Genomic DNA, 18,817 nt, shown 5'->3' on the forward strand with positions numbered 1-18,817 from the left:
ACCAGGAACGACAAGAGCCGTGTAACGAGAGATTGTTACGCACGGTTCTGTGGGAGCCCCGGGCTGAGACGCCCGGGGCGACCCGACCGGTGGCACCCCTGGATCGCCGTGTGGCGCTCCGTACGGGAAGGCGGCGACACCAAGACCCGGAAGTCACGGAGATCTCTCGCGCTGCCTCGTCGCTGCGTCGAAGCCCTCCGGGAGCACCGGACGCAGCAGGCCAAGGAGCGGGAGACGGCGGGCGCGAGGTGGACGGAGAACGATCTCGTCTTCGCCTCCCTGGTCGGCACTCCCCTGGACTCCCACAACGTACGACGGGCGTTCCGGAAGATCGCGAAAGACGCCGGGCTGCCCGCGAAGGACTGGACGCCTCGGGAGATGCGGCACGGCTTCGTCTCGCTGCTGTCCGACTCCGGCGTACCCCTGGAGGACATCGCGCGGCTCGTCGGCCACAGCGGGACGGCGGTCACGCAGGCGGTCTACCGAAAGCAGATCCGCCCGGTCCTGCCCGGCGACGCGGAGACGATGGACCGGATCTTCACGTGAAGAAAGCGATAGTCACTCAGAATGCAGAAAGGGTGTCTCCCTTTCGGGTGACACCCTTGCCGACCAGCTGAAACCTGGTCGGGACGACAGGATTTGAACCTGCGACCCCTTGACCCCCAGTCAAGTGCGCTACCAAGCTGCGCTACGTCCCGGTTGTGCTGCGCACCTCTCGGGTGCACGTCATAACCTTAGCGCAGATCGGGTGGGCTTCGCACACGGCGACGTCCGTCAGGACAGGCGATCGCGCGAAGGGTGAGGGTGCGTGGGGCGCAAGGCGTTGATCGATCAGGAGGAGCTGCGGCGGCTGGCCGGGCGGGGGCTGTCGAACGCGGAACTGGCGGCGCGGTTCGGGGTGAGCGAGTCCGGGATCTTGCAGGCGAAACGGGCCGCCGGGCTCTCGAAGCCGATGCTCGATCACTCGCGGGCCATCCCCTGGAAGCTGGACCGCGCGCACAGTCAGTCGGGCCCCGCGACGAACCTGCGGAACCTGTCGTCCGTGGCGCAGGGGCGGGCGATCCCCGCCGAGAAGCTCAACACCGCGCTGCGCTGGGCCGGGCGACTGGTCGCCGCCGGGCTGGACATCTCGTACGAGTCCGGCCGGGGATTCACCGAGGTTCCCGCCTCCACCGATGACTGGCTGGCCGCCAGGGTGCTGGCCGAGGCCCGCAGAGCTCTCGATCTCTCCGAGGAGCAGGCCTGACGGGAGTCAGGGCATGCCTGGGCCCTCATCCCCGGCCTGCAAGCCGGGCACCGGCCCGCGCTCCGGGAGCACAGGATCGACCTGGCATCGAGCACCCGTTCGTACTCCGGGAGGCAGGCCCATGGGCCGGGTACCGATTCATGCCCCGGGAGCACAGGCTTGGCCTGAGGGCCGCACCGGTCCCACACCGAGGGGTGCGGATCCGGCCCCCACAGGCCGGTGAATCGGAGGTCCCGGGATTCCTGCCATGGGAATTCATACGCGGCCGCCGAAGCCGGAAACCGCATTCGAAAACGCGGTAAAAGAATATCCAATACCCGACAGGACCTGCTAAAACATCAAAATTAGAAGAAGTGGCGGGGAGGCAATAAATGTCGGCAGTCGGTTTCGAGGCCTGACCCCAGGGCAGCGCACGGGGACAAGCGCCTACACAACCGGAGGCAGACATGTCCACCGTGATCTGGGTGGCCGTCGTCGTGGTCGCGGTGGTGGCGATCGTCGCAGTCGGCTATCTCGTGCTGCAGCAGCAACGCCGGCATCGACTTCGTGACCGCTTCGGCCCCGAATACGAACGTACCCTGCAGGAGCGTGACAGCAGGCGCGACGCCGAGCAGGAGCTCAGAGCCCGCGAGCAGCGCTTCAGCTCCCTCGACATCCGCGCCCTGGACGCTCAGACACGCGAGATCTACGCACGGAAGTGGATGGAGGTCCAGGAACGTTTCGTGGACGCTCCCGGTTTCGCGGTGACCGAGGCCGACCATCTGGTGACCTCCGTGATGGCCGAGCGGGGCTACCCGACCGAGGACTTCGAGCAGCGGCTCTCCGACCTGTCCGTCGCGCACGGCCGCACTCTCGACCACTATCGGCAGGCCCACGAGATCAGTAGCAGGGCCGCCCACAAGGAGGCCTCCACCGAGGAACTCCGGCAGGCCATGGTGCACTACCGCGCCCTGTTCGAGGAACTGCTCGCGGCTCCCGGCAGTGAGGTCAACGGTGAGCGGAGTCCCCAGCACGCCGATCTCGCCGACCGCGACCCCCATCACCATGACCCCAGGCAGACGAATGCCGCCGCCCCCGAGACCACGGACGGCAACGAGCGAGCCTACCGACGCGATCCCCAAGGACGGTGACCCGACGTGAACAGTCGATTCAACCCGGACAACGACCGGCTGGTCCACAAGACCGACAAGGACGACCTGAACGCACCGCGGCACACCGAGGGCGTGGCACCCGAGTTTCAGGAGCCACACCACGGTGACGCCTCGCGCATCACCCCGGACGCCGACATGCGCGATCCCCTGACCGACGACCAGGACGACGTCATCACCGGCGAACCGGTCGGCGACCGGCGCGGCGTGCCGGCCGACCTCGACGACGGCGAGCCTCCCCGTGACCCGGCCGCCACCCCGGGCACACCGGTGACCGGCACCGGCGCACACGACACCGTGCCCGCCACCGGCTCCCCGGTCACCCCCGGTCTCCCCGGAAGCGCCGCGGGCCAGCAGGGCGACGTGCTCGACGAGGACGCGGCCCTCGTCGACGCCGAGCGGACCGACCGGGCGCCCGCCACGGCCGAGACCCTCTTCGGCCATGACTCCGACGATGTGCTGCGGCGCTGGCAGGAGGTCCAGGCCGGGTTCGTGGACGACCCGCGTGACGCGGTTCAGCGGGCCGACTCCCTGCTCGACGAGGTCACGAGCTCCTTCAGGAACGCTCTGGAGGCCCGGGCCACCGAGCTCCAGGGACGCTGGAAGAACACCGAGAGGAACGACACCGAGGATCTGCGGACCGCCCTGCGCGACTACCGCACGACCCTGGAACAGCTCCTGAACATCTCCGCTGGGACGAGGTGACCATGCTCGCCATCGCCGCCGCCGTCGTGTTCGGTCTCGGACTCCTGCTCGACCTGGTCAACACCAGGATCGGCGGGATCAGCGGGACGACCTTCCTGCTCCTCGGACTCCTGCTCCTCGCTCTGCACCAGGCCGGGATCGGCTCGGCCGGCCCTCGGACCACCACCGGGGGCGGAGGCTGGCGCCGCAGGCGCTGACCTCCGGGGTACGACCGCCGGACGGGAAGGGGCCCGTCCATATGGACGGGCCCCTTCCCGTTCGAACCTTGAAGAACGGTTCGGGGCGTCAGCCATCAGGAAGTACATCAAGCATCAGAAAGCGCCCGGACGGCGTCCGGGCGCAGACGGAAAAGCCGTTCCTCCCGGTCCGGAACGGCCGGGAGGAACGGCTAGACGTTGAACGACATGGTGATGAACGTGCCCGCGGCCCCGGTCTCGAACTTGATGTCGGAGCTGACCATCCGGGCCACCCACAGGCCCATGCCGCTGGTCGCGTGCGGCCCGGGGGGCGTCTCCCCAGGGGACGGTCCGGGGTCCCACTGACCCTCGTCGTGGATCTCCACGACGAGGGTCCGGCCGACGGTCCACATCCGCAGCATGGCCTTGGCACTGGTGTGGCCGTGGGTGACCGCGTTGGTGGCCACCTCGTTCAGCGCCACCAGGAAGTCGGCGAGTCCGTCCTGTGACATGCCGCTCCGCACGGCCTGGGCGGCGGCGAAGTCGCGCACGTCGGGAAGGTCGGGAAGGCAGAAGGCAAGTTCGGCCACGGTGGTCCCCGCGGGAGAAACCCGGGAACGGGCGCCACTCGCCGTGAAGCGAGCCGGACGAACACCGTCCTCGTTCACCCGAGATCCGCCTCCCCTGTCCCGGTCCGCTGTCGTCCTCAGCATCCGGGATTCGTTCAAACGCACCTTACGCCACGTCTGTTGTCGCCGACTGGGGTGCCCGGTAACAGACTGTGTATTCAGCATTCGGCGACAAGTTCCGCACGGAGCTGGTCGAGCACCTTTCGCAGGATACGGGAGACATGCATCTGGGAGATCCCGAATTCCGCGGCGATCTCGGCCTGGGTCATGTTTCCGAAGAAGCGCAGCAGCAGGATGTTCTTCTCCCGCGCCGGCAGCTTGTCGATCAACGGCTTGACCGCCTCGCGGTCCACGAGGGTGCCCAGCGCGTCGTCCTCCTCGGGGATGACGTCACCGAGCGCCGCCGCGTCGTCGTCGGCGCCGAGGGGAGCGTCCAGCGAAAGCGCGCTGTAGGCGGCGGAGGCATCGAGGGTGAGCAGGACGTCCTCTTCGGAGATGTGCATCTTCACAGCCAGCTCGGCGACCGTGGGGGCACGGCCGAACTCCTGGCTGAGGTCGGCTACCAGGCGGTTCAGCTCGGCCCTGCGCTCCTGGTAGACGCGGGGGACGCGAATGGCCCAGGTGCGGTCGCGGAAGTGGCGCTTGACCTCACCGGTCATGGTGACCACGGCGTAGCCGCGGAAGGGGTGCCCGAGGGTCGGGTCGAAGCCGTTGATGGCCTTCATCAGCCCCACGTACGCGGCCTGCAGGAGATCCTCCATCGGCTCGCCACGGTAACGGTAGCGGCGGGCGATCTCCATGGCGAGGTGGCGGTGCATCTCGACGATGCGCTCGCGCAGGCGCTCGGCTCGGTGGTCGGAGACCTCGGGCAGGGACATCTCGGCGAGGAGATCCTCAGCGGTCATGTCGGTGATGTCGAGTGCCTGAACAGACATTGCTGCTCCCTGGTATTACTGTCGGGCGAGCCGACCACGGAGCAACGTCCGGGCAGACGGCATCGCCTCGACTGATTTTCGAGGCGAGGCCCTCTGCTGGACCTCTGGTTCCACTATTCCCCTGAATCCTGGAGTATTACTCGCCCGCAGGTAACAGTAAGGTTGCTAATCGAATGGTGCGAGGAGGCTCTGAGTGACGGTGTCGGAGAACGGCGAGAGATCTGCAGCCCTGACTCTCACGTCGGCGCTCGTCAGTGGGATCAACGTGATCCGGGTGACGGGCCTGCTGGACGCGACGACAAGGGACCAGTTCGCCGACTACCTGGCGGCGCAGACGGGCGAGCACGGCCTGGACATGGCACTGGATCTGGGCGGCGTGACCTTCATGGACTCGCGGGCGTTGGGACTGATCGTCCACCACTGGCAGCTCAGCACCACCGCCGGGGCCAAGTTCGCGCTCATCGGAGTGGAGTACGCCAAGACCAAAGTGATGTGGATCACCGGCCTGGCCCAGCGGCTGCCCCTCTACGACACGATCGACGACGCGATCGCCGCCTTCGGCTAAGGCGTTCTCTGTGGATCCTTCCGCCTCACGGGGCCTCCGGCGGGCCGGGCGCCCCGTCTGGTCACCCTGACGGCGTCACCTCGTCGACCAGCCCCCACGACAGGGCGGTCGCAGCATCGATGGGCTCGCCGGTCATGGCCAGGTAGAGGGTGCGCCAGCGGCCGACACGCCGGGGAATGCTGACCGTGCCGCCCGCGCCGGGAATCAGCCCCATGCCGATCTCCGGCAGGCGGAAGGTGGCCCCGGGGTCGGCGATCACGGTTCCGGCGAAGGCGGGCAGCTCGATCCCGGCGCCGACGCAGCTACCGTGCAGGCGCACCTCGACCCGGTCCGCGAGCTCGTGAACGAGCCTTCCCGCGCCGCCGCGGGTGCGCACCAGATGCGCGGTGGTGAGATCAGGAGTGGTGCCGAACTCGTCGAGATCGCCCCCGGAGCAGAAGGACGGCCCGGCACCGTCGATCACCACCCGGGTGACGGTGTCGTCGAGCACCGCGAGGCGCATGGCCTCGACCAGGGCGTCACGGACCTCCCGTCCGTAGGCGTTGCGCCGCTCCGGCCTGTTCAACGTGATCAGCAGGCGGTCGTCGACCCGGTCGATCAGCACCGGCGGTGCCACCGTCGCCGGCACCGCCCGGCGACGGCGGCCATCAAGCCAGTGGCGGAACTCGGGGCCGCCGAGCAGGGTCGAGTAGGCGAGGGATTCGACGTCCAGCGCTGCGATGACCTCCAGCGCCTCCGTAATCCTGAGGAGGGCGCCGAAGACGACGGAGGCCTGCGGATTGCGCCGCGCCGCGCTGTGCACGGCCGTGAGCCGCTCCTCGAGGTCGGGAACGGCGACGCACTCACGTCCGGCCGGCCCGGTCGGCCCGGCAAGGGTCAGATCCAGCGCGTGCGTCAGATCCACCGCCTGTGCGGGCAACGGCTTCCCGGCGATCCCGATCAGCAGCCGGTCGCAGGCACGTGCCCGCGTCACCGCCCGGTCCAGCGTCGCCGCGTCGGCGCCGCCGTCCAGTTCCACCCCCACGATCGGCTCGCACACCCCTTTGGACATGTCGAGCAGGGGGCCGTCGGCGGCACCGTCCGCCAGTTCGGCGACAGAGACACGCAGCAGGTCAGCCACCCACTCCCCCACTCCGTCGACGGATCACCGGCTTCCCTTTTCCCTGTCCCGTGGGCAGCCCCTACAGCCCACCGCCTCAGCCGGTTTTCTCGCCCTGATTGCGCTGGTGCTCGTCGACCAGCAGCCTGGCCAGGTCCGCGACCTTCACCTGGTGGTGCTGGGAGATGCGGCGCAGCTCGTCGAAGGCGGCCTCGGCCGAGCAGCCGCTGGACTTCATGATGATGCCCTTGGCCTGGTCGATGATCGCCCGGCCCGCCAGGGCCTCCTGCATCTGGGCGGCGTCGGTACGGACCTCGTCGTAGTCCCACAGGTTGGCGAGCGCCACCCCTGCCTGCTCGGCGAGCATGTCGGCCAGCGGTGGGATGTTCCTGGCGGCGAAGACACCGGGGCGCACACCGTACAGGCCGAGAACCAGGACGGCGTGCTCGATGGTGATCGGCATCACCAGAACCGAGCGGACGCCGCAGCGGACCGCCATACCGACGTACGCCGGCCAGCGGGACTCGCGCAGGATGTCCTGGACGACCACGTGCTGTCCGGTGGCGCGGGCCTCGGTCGAAGGACCCTCACCTAATTCCTCCTCGCCGTCGAGGAGCACGATGAGCTCGCTGTGAGAGGCTGAGACGACCATGCGTTCCTGGCGCCAGAGTTCGGCGGACCCGCCCGCGCAACCGGGCACACCGCCTGCGAGGGTGGCTGTGAGCCCACGTAGCACGCTCTCGCTCGACGTTTCCTCGCTGACCCTGCCGAGGGCCGCCAGGTCCCGGGCCAGAACGGGAGTGACCATGTCCATCTCGCGACTCCCCTCCCTGTGTCACTAACTTAACCACTATCCGACCACGGATCGATCCGACCTACCGGGGTGGCGTACCGTCTACGACGGGACCAGCCCACTCCGGCCCCTGACGAGGACGAGCATTGACCGACGCCATTGGCCTTCAGAGCCTGGAACAGGCGCTGAGCGCGCTGAGCACCAGGGTCTCCTCCCTACGCGAGGCGAAGTCCGCATACCCCGCCGACCCCCGGTCCACACTTGACGCGGCGCTGGCGGAGCTCGACACCGCCCGCGAGCTGCTGGAAACCTCCATGCGCGAGCTGCGCAAGGCGCCCAGGCGATCAGGCCAGCGGGAGAGCGGATCACAGCGGGAACTCAAGCTGCTGCGGCAGGTGTTCCGCACCTTCCCCGTCCCGGTGGTGGTGCTGGACGCCTCGGGTGTGGTCCGGCGGATCAGCGCCGAGACCTCCCGGATGCTCGGCAGCCCTGCGGGATATCTGATCGGCCGCTCGTTCCCACTGTTCGTCGACGTCTCCCGTCGGGCGGCGTTCCGCTCGCACCTGACGGCGGTCCAGCAGGGCGGTCAGACCGCGACGTTCCAGACACGGTTGGCCCACCAGGGCCGCGCGCACACGGTGCAGCTGGCCGTCACCCGGCTGACGATGCCGGGCGAGCCGCAGGAGATGGTCGCGGTCATGATCCTGCCGCTGGAGGCGCAGGTGGCGGGTCCGCCCCCCGGTCCCGCCGACCGGTCGGACGCCACCCTGGTCATGGCCGCGGCACGCCGGCAGGAACTGCAGGCCAGGATGACCCGCCTGTTGCTCGACGAGGAGAGCCTGCGCCAGCCGGTGACCGTCACCAGGGCCGCGCGGCTGCTGGCCTCGGAGTCGGCCGACTGGGTGATCGCCGACGTGATCCGCGACGGCGTCCCCGCCCGTGCCTGCGTGCTCGGCCCGAGCGACAAGCCGGTGACCCAGCTGGTCCGCCTCGCCGAACAGATGAACCCGCTGACCGCACCGGCCATCGCGCACGTGCTGACCGGCGGCTCGGGCGTGGTGCACGAGATGCTGGAGGACGAGGGGCTGCTCGGCGACGTCCCCGGCGGGCCGCCCCTGCTGCGGGTGATGGGTGCCGCCTCGGTGCTGATCGTGCCGATCGGCGGCGAGGACGGCGTACTGGGCTCCCTGACCCTGGTGCGCCTGCGCGACCGGGAGCCGTTCTCCCTGGCCGATCTGGGGGTGATGGAGGAGATCGGCGTCCATCTGGGGCTCGCTCTGCGCGCCCGGCGCAGCTTCCAGACCCGCTCGCGGGCCGCCGACGCGCTGCGTACCAGCGTGGTGCCCCGGAGCCTGCCGGACATCCCCGGATTCGAGGCCGCCGCCATCTACAATGCGGGCTCCAGCCCGGTCGGCGCCGAGTTCTACGACGTCTTCCCCACCCATGACGGATGGGGTTTCGCCCTCGGGGGCGCCGTCGGCAAAGGCGAGGAGGCCGCGTCGGTCAGCGCCATGGTCCGCAACGGACTGCGCGTGCTCAGCGTCTGGGAATCCGACCCCGGCGAGGTGATGCGCAAGCTGAACCAGGCCCTGATCGCCCAGCACAACGGCATGTTCGTGATGGCCGTGACCGGCTTCATCCGGGCGCGCAAGATCAGGCTGGCCAGCGCGGGACACCACCCCGCCGCGCTGCTGCAGCCCGACGGCGGGGTGCGGTTCACCGCCGGCGGCGGCGTGCCGCTGGGCATCGCCGCCGAGGCCGAGATGTTCACCGAGGAACTCACGCCGGCCTCCGGCCAGACCCTGGTCTTCTACTCCGACGGCCTGGTCGCCTCGCAGAACGAGCTCGGTGAGTCCTATGGCGAGACCAGGCTGGCCGACGTACTGGCACGCTGCGTGACGCGCTCTCCCGCCGAGATCGTCAAGACGGTGGAGGAGGACCGGCACGCGTTCTCCGGTGGGAGAGTTTGGGATGAGATCGTGATACTCGCCCTGCGTGTCGTATGACGTGGTCGGCTCGGTGCGGCCTGCCGGTCTCACCGGGCGACGAGGGACCGCCCCCGGCGGCGCCCGTACCCGGCCAGGTGGGACGAAGAACGAAAGCCCGACGGGCTTTCATGACCTCCGTCCACCAGACCGCGCTCCACGGCTCCGGCCGGCGCTCTCCGCGCCCGGATGACCTGGCCGTACGACACCGGGACCGCCGGTCAGGCGGTGGTCGCCGTCGCGGGCGCCAGGGCCGGGGAGTCACGGCGGAGCAGGAGGTGTAGAAACCCGCGGGTTTGGCTCCGGCTGAGATCGGGGTATGGTTAGGGCAATGCAGACGTGTGCCTAAGACGCAGGCACCCCTGAAGGAATAACAGGCTTTCCATGCCTATCTCCTCCCAGAGGTGTGCCGTGAACATTGCATTCGTCTCCTCCGAGACTCTCTCCTCCACCCAGGACGAGTCCGATCTCGCCTCCCAGCGCGCTCACCTGATGGCCGTCGCCCGCGAACTCGGCCGGGACCACAAGGTCACCATCTACACTCGGAGAAACTCCGATCTCGACAAGCCCAAAGTACGCGTGTCGCAGGGTGTCACGCTTGAGCATCTGACCGCCGGGCCCGCGCGGGACCTTCCGGAAGACGGCGTGCTGCCCTACATTTCCGACCTCGGCGACCAGCTGATGCACCGTTGGGGGCAGGACCGCCCCGACGTCATCCACGCGCACTCCTGGACCGGCGGGCTGGCCGCCATCGCCGGTGCGAACGGTCTGAACGTGCCGTTCACCCAGACGTTCAGCAGCGAGCACCCCCGCGACGCCAAGCGGGTGCGGCTGCAGCGGGCCATCGGGCGCCGAGCCAGTGCGGTGATCGCCGGGTGCGGCGACGAGGAGAGCTCGCTGATCCGGCTGGGCGTGCCGCGCCGCAGCATCTCGGTCATCCCGCGCGGTGTCGACGTCGAGCGGTTCCGCCGTCAGGGTCCGGCCTCCGCCCGCGGTACCCGCCCCCGCCTGCTGCACGTCGGGCCGCTCACCGCGGAAAAGGGCGTGCACACCGCGATCCGCGCCCTGGAGGGCATCCCCGACGCCGAGCTGATCATCGCCGGTGGCCCGGCGACCGCGGACCTGGAGCACGACGCCGACGCGCGCCGCATGATGCTGCTGGCCAAGGAGATCGGCGTCGACGACCGGATCACCGTTCTCGGGCACATCCCGCACTCCGCGGTCGCCAAGCTGATGCGCAGCGCCGACGTGGTCGTCTCCCTGCCCCAGGAGGCTCCGGCCGGCGTCGTCGTGCTGGAGGCCATGGCCTGCGGCGTGCCCGTCATCGCCTCCGCGGTGGGCGCCCACCTCGACTCCGTGGTGGACGGGGTGACCGGCCTGCTGGTGCCCGCCGACCGTCCCGCGCAGACCTCCCGTCTGACCCGCGAGCTCCTCGCCGACCCGACCCGCCGCACCGCGCTCGGCTTCGCCGGCGCCGACCGCGCCCGGTCCCGCTACTCGTGGGAGCGGATCAGCCAGGAACTCGTCCATGTCTACGAGGTCGCCCTCTCCGGTTCCCCCCGCTGACCGCGCCCGCCGCGACGGCCGGGCGCCACCGGCCACCCGTCATATGTGAAGGACCGGGACTCCCGCGGGAGTCCCGGTCCTTCACATATGACGGGTCCGTGCCGGAAGGCGGCCCTACGGCTGGAACGCGCGGCGGTGCAGCACGACCCCGAGGCCGCTCGCAGCCAGCAGGACGGCCCCGGCCAGGACCAGGATCACCGCGCCGTCCACGGCCCCGTCCGTCCAGTCCCAGACGGCCTCGGGAACGGCGAGTGTCAGCCCGGCCACGCCGCTGACGATCAGCACCCAGGTGCGCCGGCGCCCGTACAGCGACAGGCAGGCCAGCGCGATCACCGCGGTCAGCCAGTACCCCCAGGCCTCCCCGTCCCACAGGACGGGCCACTGGCCGCCGAAGAGCGCGATGGCCGCGCCCATGCCCAGCCCCAGATCGTGCGGGACGAGCTGACCGGCGAGGGCGAGCGCCAGGATGAGCACCCCCAGCGCGACATAGGCGAGGCCCCAACCGGCGCCCTCCCCTCCGACGGAGAGATCCAGCAGGCCGGTCACCGTGACCAGGGCGAACCCGCCACAGGCCAGCAGGCCGATCGCGGTGGGCAGCAGCGCGTAGGCCCCCGCCGCGATCGCCAGTCCGGCCGCGCCGCCGATGAGCCCCTCGTAGTGGTCGGCGGCGACCCCGGCGCAGAGGGCGGCGGTACCCGAGCCCAGCGCGGCGAGCGTGGCGGCGACCCTGCCCTGTACGGCGGCCGTCCTGCCGGTCGCGGACCGCGCGGCCCTGCCGAGCCCCACGGCCACCGCCAGCAGCAGGACGGTGACCACGGCGAGAACCGTGATCCTTGTCGGCTGGGTCATCCGCTCCCAGCCCAGGGCGACGAATGCGGCGGCACCGGCCAGGACGAGTCCCCCGCCGACGTACGCGAGGATCTCGCTCCATCTGACCCGATTCCCGGCGTCCCGGTCGCGCAGTGCCTCGTTCACGGCGAGGGTGACCGGCTCCACCTGCTCCGCCTGGAGTTCACCGGACTCCACCAGCCTGGCCAGTGCCCGCCGTATGGCGTCAATGTCACTCATGTCCGAAATCGTGGCACAACTTGCTCGGAGTAGCACCCTCCGGATTCGTGGGACGGATGCGAAAACGGAATACCACTGTTACTGGAGTGCGATCGTTGCTTTGATGGGCCCATGTCAATTCGTGGCACGTTCCTGGGCATCCTGGCCACCGCGCTGGCGCTCTCCGCACTGCCGGTACAGAGCGCGTCCGCCGAGCGCGGTTGGGGCGCCCCCGTCCTGGTGGAGAACTTCGACGGCACCCGGGTAGACGGCCGCAGGTGGGTCGTCTACCACTCCCCCAACGCCGAGACCAACCCGCGCACCGGGCGGGCCACGAGCGTGGCCGACGGCATCCTGCGGCTCAAGGGCGGCATCGTGTCAGGCCGGGACCTGTCCGGTGGCATCGCGACCCGCTCGGCGCAGCGGTACGGGCGCTGGGAGGTGCGGCTGCGGGCCGAGCGCGGCGCCGGCTACACCCCGGTGGCCCTGCTCTGGCCGTCCGACCAGGGGGACGGGGAGTACGCGGAGATCGACTTCGCCGAGATCATCGACCCGGCCCGCAGGGCGGGCGGGATCTTCGTGCACCGTGGCGACGGGCCCCAGGCCCAGCGGCAGATGAGGGCCGACTTCACCCGGTGGCACACGGTCGCGGTCGACTGGCTGCCCGGACGGCTGACGTTCTGGCTGGACGGTGAGAAGGTGTGGGACTACCGGGGGCCGAACGTGCCGACGGGTCGCTCCATGCACCTGGCGCTGCAGAACGACGTGACGTGCAACGAGTGGTCGCCGTGCCGCAACCGCTCCACTCCGCCGACGGTCAGCATGTACGTGGACTGGGTGAAGATCTACCGGGCCGCCGTCTAGAGCAGGCGGATCGCCTTGAGGGCGAGGTGGACCAGCAGGCGGTTCTCGCCGTCGGCGAGGTCGCGGCCGGTGAGCCTCTCGGCCTTGGCCAGCCGGTAGTAGAGCGTCTGGCGGTGCACGCCGAGCGCGGCGGCGGTCTGCTGGACGTGACCCGCGCGGTCGAGATAGCTCTCCACGGTCCTGACCAGTTCCGGGTCCCGGGCCAGCCCGGCGACCTCCTCCGCCAGTTCCCGCAGCCCGGCCTGGGACATGCGGGCGAGCAGCCGGTAGACCCCCAGCCCCGACCAGGCGGCGACGGGCCCCAGCGCGGGCACCCGGCCGGCGACGCCGAGCGCGTGCACGGCCTCCCGCCAGCTCCGCCAGGCCTGGGCGAGATCGTCCCGGGGGGCGCCGACACCCACCACCGTGCCGTACATGCCCTGGATCCGGCCCGCCAGCTCCCCCGCCTGGCCGGCCGGGACCAGCAGCGCGACCAGCGATTCGTCCCCGGCGGGGAACGCCGGATCGGCGAGCACGCCGCGCGGGAGCGTCCAGAGGGCGGCGACCCGGTCCGGCGAACTGCGGGCGGCGATCGCCGCCACCGGACCGCGCAGGTCCAGCCTGGACAGCCCCCAGGAACGCTCCTCGGTGTCGGAGGAGAACAGCCTCCGCAGGCTCGCCCCCATGTCCTGGCGGCTGCGGGCCTCCTGCGCGAGGGCCGCGGCGGCCCGGGAGACCAGGTCGCCGACCGAGGCCAGAACGTCGTCGCCGAGTGTGCCGTCGTCGAGCAGCCACAGGTAGCCGTAGGTCACCTCACGGTGCCGCAGCGGCACGCACACCCGGGCGAGCACCCCCAGGTCGGCGTCGGCGGGGATGCGTACCGGTCCGTGGGCGCCGGCGATGCCGTACCCCTCGAAATAGGCCCGCACCTGGTCGGTCGCGCGGCGCCGCAGAATGGACTCCTGGCGCACCATGTCGATGTCACCGCTCTGCGCGGCATAGGCCAGGAGCTGGAACGAGCGGTCCTCCAGGGTGGCGGAGGCACCGAGCCTGGCGGCGATCTCGTCGACTGTCTCCTGTAACACCTCACCATTGTTGTACATGTGTATGAACACTCTTCCCGCCGGTCGTGGCAGATGCACATGATGGTCGGCCTGAGCAGGGTTTTAGGGTGAAGACATGCTCGGTTCTCTCCTTCTCGGCGCGTCCCGGTTACCGCTGGTACGGCGCGCGGTCTCCGGCGTACCACTGACACGCAAGGTCGTCGACCGCTTCGTCGCGGGCGAGACGCCCCAGGACGCGGTGGAGGCGATCCGTCACCTCGCCGCCGCGGGCCTGGCCGTCAGCGTCGACCATCTGGGTGAGGAGACGAAGGACGCCGCTGCCGCCGCCCAGACGGCCAGGGCGTACGCCACCCTGCTCAGCCCCCTGGGCGAGCTGGGGCTCGGCGACCGCGCCGAGGTTTCGGTGAAGCTCTCGGCGGTCGGTCAGGCGCTGGGTGCCGACGGTGACAAGATCGCTTTGGAGAACGCGCGGCAGGTCTGCGAGGCCGCCCGCGCCTGCGGGGCGAACGTGACCCTCGACATGGAGGACCACACCACCGTCGACTCCACGCTGGAGACGCTGCGGGCCCTGCGCGAGGACTTCCCCTCCGTCGGCGTCGCGGTGCAGTCCTACCTGTTCCGCAGCGAGGCCGACTGCCGCGACCTGGCATATCAGGGCTCCCGGGTCCGCCTGGTCAAGGGCGCCTACGCCGAACCCGCCTCGGTGGCCCACCAGCACAAGAACGAGGTCGACCGGGCCTACGTGCGCTGCCTGCGCATTCTCATGTCGGGTGCCGGCTACCCGATGGTGGCGACGCACGACGACCGGCTGATCTCCATCACCGAGACGCTCGCCGACCGGTTCGGCCGCTCCCTTGGTGACTACGAGTACCAGATGCTCTACGGCATCAGGACGGACCGGCAGCAGGCGCTGGCGGGCGCCGGCCATGTCATGCGCGTCTACGTCCCCTACGGCGACGACTGGTACGGCTACTTCATGCGCCGGCTGGCCGAACGCCCGGCGAACATCGCCTTCTTTCTTCGTGCCCTTGGAGGCAAGTGATGGATGCCATCTCCGCAGTTCCCGCCCCGATCAACGAGCCGGTGCTCGGCTACGCGCCGGGCAGTGCCGAGCGCGCCGCGCTGGAGGACCGTGTCAAGGAGCTGGCCGGGGCCCAGCTGGATCTGACGATGACGATCGGCGGCGAGCAGCGGATGGGCGGCGGCGCCCCGATCGACGTGGTCCAGCCGCACAACCATGCCTCCGTGCTCGGCCGTACGGCCGACGCCACCGCCGGCGACGTGCGCGCGGCGATCGACGCCGCGCTGCAGGCGGCGCCCGCGTGGCGCGCCATGCCGTTCGACGAGCGGGCCGCGATCTTCCTGCGGGCCGCCGACCTGCTGGCCGGCCCCTACCGGCAGACACTGAACGGCGCGACGGTCCTGGGCCAGTCCAAGTCCGCGCAGCAGGCGGAGATCGACGCGGCCTGCGAGCTGATCGACTTCCTGCGCTTCAACGTGGACTTCGCCCGCAGGCTCCTCAGCGACCAGCCGATCTCCTCGTCCGGCGTGTGGAACCGGATGGAGTACCGGCCGCTGGAGGGCTTCGTCCTGGCGATCACCCCGTTCAACTTCACGGCCATCGCCGGGAACCTGCCGTCGGCTCCGGCCCTGATGGGCAACGTGGTCGTCTGGAAGCCCTCCCCCACCCAGCAGTTCGCCGCGCACTTCACCATGCGCCTGCTGGAGGAGGCCGGGCTTCCGCCGGGCGTCATCAACATGGTGACCGGCAACGGCGCCGCCGTCTCCGAGGTCGCGACGACCCACCCCGACCTGGCGGGCATCCACTTCACCGGCTCCACAGCGACCTTCCAGCACCTGTGGTCCACGGTCGGCGCCAACATCACCTCCTACCGGTCCTACCCGCGTCTGGTCGGCGAGACCGGCGGCAAGGACTTCGTGCTGGCCCACCCCTCCGCCGATCCCGGTGTGCTCACCACCGCGCTGGTCCGCGGCGCCTTCGAGTACCAGGGGCAGAAGTGCTCGGCCGCCTCCCGGGCCTACGTGCCGCGCTCGGTCTGGTCGGTGATCCGCGACGAACTGGTGGGCACCGCCGAGTCGCTGACCGTCGGCGACGTGGCCGCCGACCTGTCGACCTTCATGGGCGCGGTCATCGACGACCGGGCGTTCGCCAAGCACAGGGCCGCGATCGACCGGGCCCGCTCGCTTGACTCGATCAACGTGCTGACCGGCTCGTACGACGACTCGACCGGCTACTTCGTGCGGCCGACCATCCTGGAGTCGGCCGATCCCACCGACGAGATCTTCGTCAGGGAGTACTTCGGCCCGATCCTCGGCGTGCACGTCTACGACGACGCGGACTTCGACGCGGTGCTCGACCAGATGGAGGGCGTCTCCCCGTACGCGCTGACCGGCTCGATCATCGCCCAGGACCGCTACGCGATCACCTCGGCGTCGGAGCGGCTGCGCTTCGCGGCGGGCAACCTCTACATCAACGACAAGCCGACCGGCGCGGTCGTCGGCCAGCAGCCCTTCGGCGGGGCCCGCGCCTCGGGCACCAACGACAAGGCCGGGTCGATCCTCAACCTGACCCGCTGGGTCAACGCTCGGACGATCAAGGAGACGTTCGTCCCGCCGACCGACCACCGTTACCCGCACATGGGCTGACATCCGGCGGGCTGGACGCGCCATCCCGGACGGTTGTCCGTACGCCCTGGCGGCGAGTCACTCCGGCCAGGCCCGCACGGCGCATCGGCCCGCCCGCTCGCTCGCGCCGCGGATCCACGCCGAGCTCGGCCACCTTCTCGACGACGACGTCGCTCAGCGGGTGCGCCGGGAACGCGTCGATCAGGGTGAGCGATTCGACCCGCCGGCCGGCCCGTTCCAGCTGGGCCGCCATCGCGTGCGCGACGACACCCCCGAACGACCAGCCCAACAGGCGACAGGGCCCTTCCGGCCACACCTCGATGATCTGGCTTACGTACTCGGCGGCCATCTCCTCGACCGAGGCCGGCAACGATTCCCCGCCCTGCAGGCCGCGGGCCTGCAGGGCGTACACCGGGACCCCGGGGTCGATGTGCGGCAGGAGCGACGCGTACGGCCAGCTGAGACCGCTCCCGGGATGCACAAGAAGAGCGGCGCCCGGCGGCCCGCCGGCCGCGCACGACACCGCCGGATGTGCCGACACGTCCGGAAGCGTGTCCCGCAGCACCACCGCCGGGGCGGCGTCGGCCAGCATGAACTCCTGCCGCCGTAGCGGATAGGCCGGATCCACCGGCACGAACACGCCGCCGGCCTTGGTCACGGCCAGCACCGGTTCCACCGAGCGTGGCAGCACCAGCGCCACCCGCGACTCCGGCCGCACCCCCCGCTCGCTCAGCCACCGCGCGAGCCGGTCCGACCACTCGTCAAGCTCCCGGTACGACACCGAGCGGCCGTCGGAGACGATCGCCGCCGCTTCAGGGGTCCGAACCACCGAGGCGGCGAACAGCTCCCCCAGCGACGCGCCCGCCAGGAGATCTCCGGTGGGCATGTCGTCGATCGAGATCCTTGTCATGGCAGCTGCCCTTCGTCTCGTCGGCACGGCCCGGTGTGCCGGTCATCGGTAGGCGGGCATCCCGGTGATCGCCTCGCCGAGGACCAGGGTGTGGATCTCGTGCGTGCCCTCGTAGGTGGAGACCGACTCCAGGTTGGTCATGTGCCGGATCACCGGGTACTCCAACGTGATCCCGTTCGCGCCGAGACAGCCGCGCGCCTCGTGCGCGACGTCGAGGGCCTGCCGGACGTTGTCCAGCTTGCCGAAGCTCACCTGGGCCGGCACCAGCCTCCCCGCGTCCTTGAGCCGCCCCAGGTGAATCGCCAGCAGGATCGACCGGTTGACGCTGACCGCCATCTCGGCCAGCTTCCGCTGCACCAGCTGGAAACCGGCCACCGGCTTGCCGAACTGCGTGCGGGAGACGCTGTACTCCACGGCCGCCTCGTAGCACGCCCGTGCCGCGCCGGCCGCGCCGAACAGGATCTCGAACCTCGCCTCGTTCAGGCAGGACAGCGGGCCCTTCAGCCCCACGACGCCGGGCAGCACCGCGTCCTCGGGCAACCGCACGTCCTCCAGCACCAGTTCGGAGGTCACCGAGGCCCGCATGGACAGCTTCCCGTGCACGTCCCGGGTGCTGAACCCCGGCGTGTCGGTGGGGACCACGAAGCCCCCACGGTCCCGTCCGCCCGGACGGTCTGGAACAGCACGTCGGCCCCGTCCAGCCACAGGCGGACCTCCAGTACCTCCCCGGGCACGACGATGCCGCGGAACCGGCCGCCGATGGCGGTGAGCAGATCCGGATCGCCGCCGCAGGCGGCCGCCACGACGGCCCTGCCGGTGAAGCCGTACGTGCACATCCCGTGCAGGATCGGCCGGTCGAACCCGCCGCGGGCCGCGAACGCGGGATCCGAGTGCAGGGGATTGCGGTCACCGGTCAGGCGGTACAGCAGCGCCTGTTCCGGGCGGGTCCGGTAGCGCACGATCTCGTCCGGAGAGCGCGTTGGCGGCTTCCAGTCGTCGGCGGACCCCCGGGGGCCACCGAAGCCTCCCGCGCCCCGGATGAAGGCGGCCGACCGGGTGGAGAACATCGGCGCACCGGAGGTGGGGTCGACCGCGCGGACGCCGGTCCACACGATCGCCCCGCTGCCCTTGTCATGGATCGCCAGCACTTCGGCGGTCAGTCTCGTCCGGCCGGTGACCGCCAGCGGGGCCGCCAGCTCCAGGTGCTGCTCGGCGTGGAGTAGCCGGCTCCTGTCGTACGAACCGATGTCCGGCCTGGAGACCCGCTGGCTGAGCAGCGCACCGAAGGTCGGCAGCACCCGCTGGCGCAGCTTCTCGCTGTTCTCCGTGGTCACCGAGAGCTCGGCGCCCGGATCCTGCCCGGCGCCGATCGAGACGGCGTAGAGCAGCGCCTCGTCGGATCCCCATGAGACGTCCACCGGCTCGCTGGTCCGGCCGACCGAGTCGAGGTCTAGGGCCAT

20 protein-coding genes and 1 tRNA gene are annotated in these 18,817 nt (G+C 70.4%); 11 read left to right on the top strand and 10 right to left on the bottom strand.

From position 1 onward, the window contains the following. Window positions 1-546, top strand: a 546-nt coding sequence (locus IG98_RS0128640) for a site-specific integrase (protein WP_211264141.1), incomplete at its 5' end; no start/stop codon positions are given. A 75-nt stretch (window positions 547-621) separates the two neighbouring features. Here IG98_RS0128640 and IG98_RS0128645 read toward each other — a convergent pair. Continuing rightward, window positions 622-698: transfer RNA gene (locus IG98_RS0128645), tRNA-Pro, on the bottom strand. 110 nt (window positions 699-808) lie between these two features. Here IG98_RS0128645 and IG98_RS0128650 point away from each other — a divergent pair. The 4 genes from IG98_RS0128650 to IG98_RS0128665 all read left to right on the top strand — a co-directional run bounded on the left by IG98_RS0128650 (window position 809) and on the right by IG98_RS0128665 (window position 3,296). Next, complete coding sequence (locus IG98_RS0128650) at window positions 809-1,246, top strand: hypothetical protein (RefSeq protein WP_030918886.1); 438 nt, start codon at window positions 809-811, stop codon at window positions 1,244-1,246. A 446-nt stretch (window positions 1,247-1,692) separates the two neighbouring features. Next, window positions 1,693-2,376, top strand: a complete 684-nt coding sequence (locus tag IG98_RS0128655) for a hypothetical protein (protein WP_030918888.1) — start codon at window positions 1,693-1,695, stop codon at window positions 2,374-2,376. A gap of 6 nt (window positions 2,377-2,382) precedes the next feature. After that, window positions 2,383-3,099 carry a hypothetical protein gene (locus IG98_RS47450; RefSeq protein WP_051753082.1) on the top strand — a complete coding sequence of 239 codons (717 nt, stop codon included), beginning with the start codon at window positions 2,383-2,385 and terminating at the stop codon, window positions 3,097-3,099. Between the two features lie 2 nt (window positions 3,100-3,101). Next, window positions 3,102-3,296, top strand: coding sequence for a hypothetical protein (locus IG98_RS0128665; protein ID WP_030918893.1), 195 nt, complete (start codon window positions 3,102-3,104; stop codon window positions 3,294-3,296). A gap of 191 nt (window positions 3,297-3,487) precedes the next feature. Here IG98_RS0128665 and IG98_RS0128670 read toward each other — a convergent pair whose 3' ends face one another. Continuing rightward, window positions 3,488-3,865 carry an ATP-binding protein gene (locus tag IG98_RS0128670; RefSeq protein ID WP_245651757.1) on the bottom strand — a complete coding sequence of 126 codons (378 nt, stop codon included), beginning with the start codon at window positions 3,863-3,865 and terminating at the stop codon, window positions 3,488-3,490. 197 nt (window positions 3,866-4,062) lie between these two features. Next, window positions 4,063-4,839: a SigB/SigF/SigG family RNA polymerase sigma factor gene (locus IG98_RS0128675; protein WP_030918900.1), complete on the bottom strand. Its 777-nt coding sequence runs from the start codon at window positions 4,837-4,839 to the stop codon at window positions 4,063-4,065. Window positions 4,840-5,032: 193 nt separating this feature from the next. Here IG98_RS0128675 and IG98_RS0128680 point away from each other — a divergent pair, with 193 nt between their 5' ends. Then, window positions 5,033-5,404 carry an STAS domain-containing protein gene (locus IG98_RS0128680; RefSeq protein WP_030918904.1) on the top strand — a complete coding sequence of 124 codons (372 nt, stop codon included), beginning with the start codon at window positions 5,033-5,035 and terminating at the stop codon, window positions 5,402-5,404. Window positions 5,405-5,465: 61 nt separating this feature from the next. On the opposite strand, the gene IG98_RS0128685 is transcribed toward IG98_RS0128680, so the two are convergent. After that, window positions 5,466-6,524 carry an enoyl-CoA hydratase/isomerase family protein gene (locus IG98_RS0128685; protein WP_030918907.1) on the bottom strand — a complete coding sequence of 353 codons (1,059 nt, stop codon included), beginning with the start codon at window positions 6,522-6,524 and terminating at the stop codon, window positions 5,466-5,468. Window positions 6,525-6,600: 76 nt separating this feature from the next. Further along, window positions 6,601-7,317, bottom strand: a complete 717-nt coding sequence (locus IG98_RS0128690) for an ANTAR domain-containing response regulator (RefSeq protein ID WP_030918910.1) — start codon at window positions 7,315-7,317, stop codon at window positions 6,601-6,603. A 125-nt stretch (window positions 7,318-7,442) separates the two neighbouring features. Here IG98_RS0128690 and IG98_RS0128695 point away from each other — a divergent pair, with 125 nt between their 5' ends. Both IG98_RS0128695 and IG98_RS0128700 read left to right on the top strand, forming a co-directional pair. Continuing rightward, a complete protein-coding gene (locus tag IG98_RS0128695; RefSeq protein ID WP_030918914.1) occupies window positions 7,443-9,302 on the top strand; it encodes a SpoIIE family protein phosphatase in 1,860 nt (619 codons plus the stop codon). A 390-nt stretch (window positions 9,303-9,692) separates the two neighbouring features. After that, window positions 9,693-10,847, top strand: coding sequence for a glycosyltransferase (locus IG98_RS0128700; RefSeq protein ID WP_063766308.1), 1,155 nt, complete (start codon window positions 9,693-9,695; stop codon window positions 10,845-10,847). A 114-nt stretch (window positions 10,848-10,961) separates the two neighbouring features. Here IG98_RS0128700 and IG98_RS0128705 read toward each other — a convergent pair whose 3' ends face one another. Then, window positions 10,962-11,915 carry a hypothetical protein gene (locus tag IG98_RS0128705; RefSeq protein ID WP_051753084.1) on the bottom strand — a complete coding sequence of 318 codons (954 nt, stop codon included), beginning with the start codon at window positions 11,913-11,915 and terminating at the stop codon, window positions 10,962-10,964. 111 nt (window positions 11,916-12,026) lie between these two features. Here IG98_RS0128705 and IG98_RS0128710 point away from each other — a divergent pair, with 111 nt between their 5' ends. Next, window positions 12,027-12,758, top strand: coding sequence for a glycoside hydrolase family 16 protein (locus IG98_RS0128710; protein ID WP_051753086.1), 732 nt, complete (start codon window positions 12,027-12,029; stop codon window positions 12,756-12,758). Here the strand turns inward: IG98_RS0128710 and IG98_RS0128715 are convergent. After that, on the bottom strand, window positions 12,755-13,822 hold the full coding sequence (locus IG98_RS0128715) for a PucR family transcriptional regulator (protein WP_245651758.1): 1,068 nt from the start codon (window positions 13,820-13,822) through the stop codon (window positions 12,755-12,757). The genes IG98_RS0128710 and IG98_RS0128715 overlap by 4 nt on opposite strands. A gap of 94 nt (window positions 13,823-13,916) precedes the next feature. Here IG98_RS0128715 and IG98_RS0128720 point away from each other — a divergent pair, with 94 nt between their 5' ends. Further along, window positions 13,917-14,843 (top strand): proline dehydrogenase family protein, encoded by a 927-nt coding sequence (locus tag IG98_RS0128720; RefSeq protein ID WP_030918928.1) that lies wholly within the window; start codon window positions 13,917-13,919, stop codon window positions 14,841-14,843. Then, window positions 14,843-16,468 carry an L-glutamate gamma-semialdehyde dehydrogenase gene (gene pruA / locus IG98_RS0128725; protein ID WP_030918932.1) on the top strand — a complete coding sequence of 542 codons (1,626 nt, stop codon included), beginning with the start codon at window positions 14,843-14,845 and terminating at the stop codon, window positions 16,466-16,468. The genes IG98_RS0128720 and pruA overlap by 1 nt, the downstream gene beginning before the upstream one ends. Here pruA and IG98_RS0128730 read toward each other — a convergent pair. The 3 genes from IG98_RS0128730 to IG98_RS0128740 are packed head-to-tail and all read right to left on the bottom strand — an operon-like array spanning window position 16,416 to window position 18,817. Then, window positions 16,416-17,357: an alpha/beta fold hydrolase gene (locus IG98_RS0128730; RefSeq protein ID WP_030918935.1), complete on the bottom strand. Its 942-nt coding sequence runs from the start codon at window positions 17,355-17,357 to the stop codon at window positions 16,416-16,418. The genes pruA and IG98_RS0128730 overlap by 53 nt on opposite strands. A 42-nt stretch (window positions 17,358-17,399) precedes the next feature. Further along, on the bottom strand, window positions 17,400-17,960 hold the full coding sequence (locus tag IG98_RS45445) for an acyl-CoA dehydrogenase family protein (protein ID WP_425428111.1): 561 nt from the start codon (window positions 17,958-17,960) through the stop codon (window positions 17,400-17,402). Continuing rightward, window positions 17,927-18,817, bottom strand: coding sequence for a MaoC/PaaZ C-terminal domain-containing protein (locus tag IG98_RS0128740; RefSeq protein WP_063766309.1), 891 nt, complete (start codon window positions 18,815-18,817; stop codon window positions 17,927-17,929). Before IG98_RS0128740 ends, IG98_RS45445 begins: the two co-directional genes overlap by 34 nt.

It is taken from the genome of Streptosporangium amethystogenes, from assembly GCF_000721075.1.
Lineage (GTDB): Bacteria > Actinomycetota > Actinomycetes > Streptosporangiales > Streptosporangiaceae > Streptosporangium > Streptosporangium amethystogenes.

Excerpts from the sequence above, each read along its gene's own strand:
- IG98_RS0128675 (WP_030918900.1), bottom strand. The coding sequence starts at position 4,839 with ATGTCTGTTCAGGCACTCGACATCACCGACATGACCGCTGAGGATCTC.
- IG98_RS0128655 (WP_030918888.1), top strand. The coding sequence starts at position 1,693 with ATGTCCACCGTGATCTGGGTGGCCGTCGTCGTGGTCGCGGTGGTGGCG.
- pruA (WP_030918932.1), top strand. The coding sequence starts at position 14,843 with ATGGATGCCATCTCCGCAGTTCCCGCCCCGATCAACGAGCCGGTGCTC.
- IG98_RS0128740 (WP_063766309.1), bottom strand. The coding sequence starts at position 18,817 with ATGGCCCTAGACCTCGACTCGGTCGGCCGGACCAGCGAGCCGGTGGAC.
- IG98_RS0128730 (WP_030918935.1), bottom strand. The coding sequence starts at position 17,357 with ATGACAAGGATCTCGATCGACGACATGCCCACCGGAGATCTCCTGGCG.
- IG98_RS0128705 (WP_051753084.1), bottom strand. The coding sequence starts at position 11,915 with ATGAGTGACATTGACGCCATACGGCGGGCACTGGCCAGGCTGGTGGAG.
- IG98_RS0128710 (WP_051753086.1), top strand. The coding sequence starts at position 12,027 with ATGTCAATTCGTGGCACGTTCCTGGGCATCCTGGCCACCGCGCTGGCG.
- IG98_RS0128720 (WP_030918928.1), top strand. The coding sequence starts at position 13,917 with ATGCTCGGTTCTCTCCTTCTCGGCGCGTCCCGGTTACCGCTGGTACGG.
- IG98_RS0128665 (WP_030918893.1), top strand. The coding sequence starts at position 3,102 with ATGCTCGCCATCGCCGCCGCCGTCGTGTTCGGTCTCGGACTCCTGCTC.
- IG98_RS0128690 (WP_030918910.1), bottom strand. The coding sequence starts at position 7,317 with ATGGACATGGTCACTCCCGTTCTGGCCCGGGACCTGGCGGCCCTCGGC.